This is a genomic window from Mycobacterium sp. SMC-21 (assembly GCF_045310825.1).
Taxonomy (GTDB): Bacteria; Actinomycetota; Actinomycetes; order Mycobacteriales; family Mycobacteriaceae; genus Mycobacterium.
Window position 1 is genome coordinate 1 of the sequence record NZ_JBJIAO010000082.1, and the last position, 2,801, is coordinate 2,801.

The following is a 2,801-nucleotide window of genomic DNA, read 5'->3' on the forward strand; positions in this document are numbered from 1 at the left end:
GGTCGCGTCCGAAAGTGGGTGTAAAAGCACCGGTCGGTTCGCAGCTTCGTGGGTGAGCATACGGGCTGGGGAACTCAAGTGACAGGCTCTTGCAGCTTGAGCTGGTGGTGTTGGGGATAACGGCGAGCGGGTTCGGTAGCTTGCTGCGGATGCTTTGGCGCGCCCAGGGCTGATGCGTAGGGCCGAGAGATGCTCAGCTGGAGAGGGTTTGGGCGGCGTCGGTCAGTGCGTTGAACGCGGCGTCGAGGCGGTCTTGGCGGCGGCGGTTGGGTTCGTGGTTGGCTTCGGCGGCTACGAACCCGATAAGCTCTTCGAGGTCGTCGGCATTGGTCAGTAAGGCAGCGCCGTTTGGGTGGGCGCGCATGCCGTACACCAGTCGCTCACAGTCGGGGTCAAGCAGCATCAGGTCGCGTAACACGGCGGCGGTCGTGTCGCTGACGATGACCTCCTTGAGGTCGCCGGCAACGCTGGAGCGGCGGCGGCGCAGGTCGTATGGGGAGTCTGCCCAGTTGCTGATCACCCCCTCGTCGTCGCAGACGCTGCACGACCATCGGATCGGCGCCGCCGTCTCGGCCGAGGCGATAGCGATGGTCATCCGCCCGGGGCAGCGCCTGTGGGCGGGGCGGCGCCGACACGGCAATGCCGATACCCACCGATCACCGACCTGGCCGGCGGTGCCCGCCCGGACAATGTCGCCCAGGTGTTGTGCCAGGCGGCGCGCGGGACCGGAAGCGTCGTGCGGCATGTCGAGGAAGTGATGCAGATCGGCGACCAACACGTCGCCACACTGTACCGGCGCCACGTCGCGGTGTTCTTGGGTACCGATCCTCGGGGACGCTGCCTACGATCATGGGTCGTGATGCTGCGATGTACCGCCAAGGTGTTGGCGCTGCTGAGGGCGCCTGAGCCGGCCATCGGCCAAGCCTGCGCGACCGACTGGTATGCCCACCTGGTCTGGATCGACCGACGCAAATGCCTGCTGGTGACCCACGCCGGGACCTTGTTCTCGGTGTTCATGCCGAACGTCACCGCCGCCGGGTTGCGCCCGATCGGCCCGCCGGTCGTCTCGGCGATCCAGGCCGCGTTGCACGTCGAGGGTCTGCCCGCCGATACGCTCGGCGATCTTGATCCCCAGCAGGTGGCCGTGGCCAAGACCGCCGACCGCCGCATCCTGGGCACGATCAACGACCTGGCGTTCACCACCGAACACGTCATCGCCACCGCTGGCGGCCTGGCCCGCTGCGACATCGACGCGCTGCACCACGGCCTGCATCGCACCATCAACAGCATCACCGGCTACATCCCACCGATCGACCTGGTCACCGCCAGCCGTCACCGAAACTGAGCCTGCCAAAGCGACACGGAGTTGTTACGCGGTGGCCGAGATGGGATCTGCGGGGTTGGTGCCGTTACTCGTGGTGGACGGTGTCAGCCGCAGTTCACGGGGTGGGTCCAGCAGCGATCGACGTAGGTCGTGCAGCAATCGGGTACCGACCGGTGTCATGGACAGCCCGCGCCAACCGGCCGAGGCCCGGTCGAGCACCGCCCATACCAGGCTAACGGCGCTGGTCTCGCCGGGGAATCGGCCGATGACCTTGGTCCGACGCTTGGTCTCCCCAAAGGAGCGCTCAATAAAATTCGAATGTCGAACGCGCCCATGGTGTTCGACCGGGAACCGCAGATAGGCAGTCAACCCAGCTTTGTCGGTGAGCAGAATGCGCATCGCCGCCGGATAGAGGTCGAAGTATTTGGCGGCGAACGCCTCGATCCGCTTGTCGATGATCTCAACGAGCCCAGGCCCCGGTTCAACCGTCAGATCGGCGGTATCGAAGATGGCCCAGTAGCCGTCGCGGACCTCGGCTTGCATCCCGGCGGGAATCTTCGCGAGCACGTTGCGGAGTCGATGAATAAGACATCTCTGCCGCAACGCTTTTGGGAAAATTTGTTCGATGGCTGCGATCAGGCCCTTGGCGCCGTCAGAGACAACCAACAGTGGACAACCCAGGCCGCGATCGCCCAGATCAGTCAGGAAGTCGGCCCATGCGTCGGTCGACTCGCCGGTCCCGGGCGCCAACCCGACGAACACCGGCTTGCCCTCGGTGGTGATGCCCCAGGCGGCCAGCACCGGCTCGGCCGGCGACCCCGGATGCATCCGAAAGAAGCTGGCATCCAAGAACAGGTAATCCAGCGTGATCTCGTCAAGTCGACGACGCGCCCACGCCTGGTATTCGGCTCGGATCGCCTTGCACACTTCCGAGACCGTGGATTTGGAGATCGCGGCCTGGTCGCCAAGTGTTTCGGCGAGGGTGGCCTGCACGTCGCGCACCGATAACCCGCGTACGAACGAGGCAATCACCAGCGTCTCCAAGGCGTTGGTTCTCGTCACGTGCTTGCCGAACAACCGCGACGCAAACGCTGCGGTGGTGCCACGCAGCTTCGGCCGCTCCAACGTAACCGGCCCAGTGGTGGTTTTCACCGTCACCTGTCGATACCCGTTGCGCGAGCCGCCGTTAGCGTCGGGACAGGCAGCAGCGCGTTGGTAGCGTTCGCGACCGAGGAACTCGGTGACCTCAGCCTCCAGGGCCGCCTGCATCAACAGTTGAGCGCCCAGCCGGGCAACCTCTTCAAGGATCTCCGAAAGCTCCCGATCCTCGGCAAATAGGGCATCGATTCTGGTGCGGATGCGATCGACGGCTGATACTCGAACAGGCACGGGCGTGACTCCTTCTTCGCAGACTTGCAGGTCGTGAAGCGGAACCTACGCCCGTGCTCCGTATTTACACCGCGTCCCGGACACGACC

General features: G+C 65.0%; 3 protein-coding genes. 1 reads left to right on the forward strand and 2 read right to left on the reverse strand.

Going from position 1 to position 2,801, the window contains the following annotated elements; all coding sequences use genetic code 11:
- Nucleotides 1–193 precede the first annotated feature (193 nt).
- The gene (locus ACJH6H_RS29550) at nt 194–778 is read right to left on the reverse strand and encodes a hypothetical protein (protein ID WP_043370464.1); all 585 of its coding nucleotides are present in this window, start codon (nt 776–778) and stop codon (nt 194–196) included.
- Between the two features lie 81 nt (nt 779–859).
- Here ACJH6H_RS29550 and ACJH6H_RS29555 point away from each other — a divergent pair, with 81 nt between their 5' ends.
- Nucleotides 860–1,345, forward strand: coding sequence for a DUF6933 domain-containing protein (locus ACJH6H_RS29555; protein WP_043370462.1), 486 nt, complete (start codon nt 860–862; stop codon nt 1,343–1,345).
- Between the two features lie 24 nt (nt 1,346–1,369).
- On the opposite strand, the gene ACJH6H_RS29560 is transcribed toward ACJH6H_RS29555, so the two are convergent.
- Nucleotides 1,370–2,713, reverse strand: coding sequence for an IS256 family transposase (locus ACJH6H_RS29560; protein ID WP_074328301.1), 1,344 nt, complete (start codon nt 2,711–2,713; stop codon nt 1,370–1,372).
- Between the last annotated feature and the right edge of the window lie 88 nt (nt 2,714–2,801).